Genomic DNA, 1,308 nt, shown 5'->3' on the forward strand with positions numbered 1-1,308 from the left:
CCGAGCAGGCGCTGGAGTTCTTTAATCTGCTTCATGGCGGCAGCAAGTTCAGAGGCAGGAACAACCTGTTCTCCGGCGGCCACAGCAGTAAGACTTCCTTCCTGGTATTGCTTACGCCAGAGAAATAACTGGCTGGCTGCTACACCATGTTGCCGGGCAACGAGGGAGACCGTCATCCCCGGTTCAAAGCTCTGCTGAACAATTGCGATCTTTTCCTGTGTGGTACGCCGTCTGCGTTTCTCCGGCCCTAAGACATCAATCATCTGTACTCCAATGACTAGTCTAAAAACTAGTATTAAGACTATCACTTATTTAAGTGATACTGGTTGTCTGGAGATTCAGGGGGCCAGTCTAATCAGGCACCGTTTTACAACGGAAAATCGGATACCCGGACTGTTGACCTGTCTGATGCTGTATACCGGCGGCTGATACTGATGAAAGCCATGTCGAACATTACTGACTGTTCCGTTCCGGATATTAACCGGATGCTGAGATTTATGTTCGGAAAAAAACGGCGAGCTTATGTTCTGAATAATGGTGGGCTGAGGATGAGTTACATCTTTGAGTCCGCGCTCTCGTTGGCAGAACTGGCGATTATCCAGTCGTCGGGTGCACTGCCGTCCCCGCCGGGTGTTTATGTTTCAGTAGTTTTAAAGGAGTCCCGTAATGAAGGCCAGTGATAAACCCCGCCAGCTGGCGGTCCCCTTTGCGAGTACCGGAGATAAAAACCGTATCCCGGACAAGGCGACACAGCAGACCAGAGAGAGCGGTAATGCTGCGTATGATTCAGGTTTTCCTCCGGTGACCATGACAGCGGTCTCAGCGGGAGGTATACCGCCACACGGCAAGGATTTTAACGGTCTGATGTACGATATTACCGCAGCAATACGGTTCGCCCAGGCTGGCGGTTTGTACACGTATAATGCCGGTTTTGCGGGGGCCATTGGTGGATATGCAAAAGGAGCCATTCTCGCCGGAGTCGCAACAACAGCGGTCTGGCTGAATACCACAGACGATAACCTGACCGATCCTGAAGGCTCCGACAGTGCGGGCTGGGTAAATCTTCTTGAGGATCCGAAAAGGATATTCCTGCGGCAGAAGAACAATCTGTCAGACCTTCAGAATAAAGGGACGGTACGGGATAATCTTCAGGTTTACAGTAAAGAGCAGTCAGATCAACGCTATGTTCATCGGGAAGGCGATAAAATAACCGGAGAGCTGAAAATCCGTGGTGTTAATGCGCTGAGGATTTTCAACGAAGCTTTTGGCCTGATTTTTCGTCGTTCGGAAGAGTGCCTGCACCTTATT

General features: G+C 50.5%; 1 protein-coding gene and 2 pseudogenes. 2 read left to right on the forward strand and 1 reads right to left on the reverse strand.

Annotated features, from left to right (window positions below):
* Positions 1-263, reverse strand: a 263-nt coding sequence (locus BHE85_RS15705) for a transposase (RefSeq protein WP_000567718.1), incomplete at its 3' end; no start/stop codon positions are given.
* 90 nt (positions 264-353) lie between these two features.
* Here BHE85_RS15705 and BHE85_RS15710 point away from each other — a divergent pair.
* Positions 354-680 (forward strand): annotated as a pseudogene (locus BHE85_RS15710) (DUF2612 domain-containing protein); the annotation flags it as partial.
* Positions 667-1,308, forward strand: a pseudogene (locus BHE85_RS15715) (phage tail protein); the annotation flags it as partial. The pseudogenes BHE85_RS15710 and BHE85_RS15715, both read left to right, overlap by 14 nt.

The sequence above is a fragment of the Shigella sp. FC1567 genome (genome assembly GCF_001743015.1).
GTDB lineage: Bacteria > Pseudomonadota > Gammaproteobacteria > Enterobacterales > Enterobacteriaceae > Escherichia > Escherichia coli.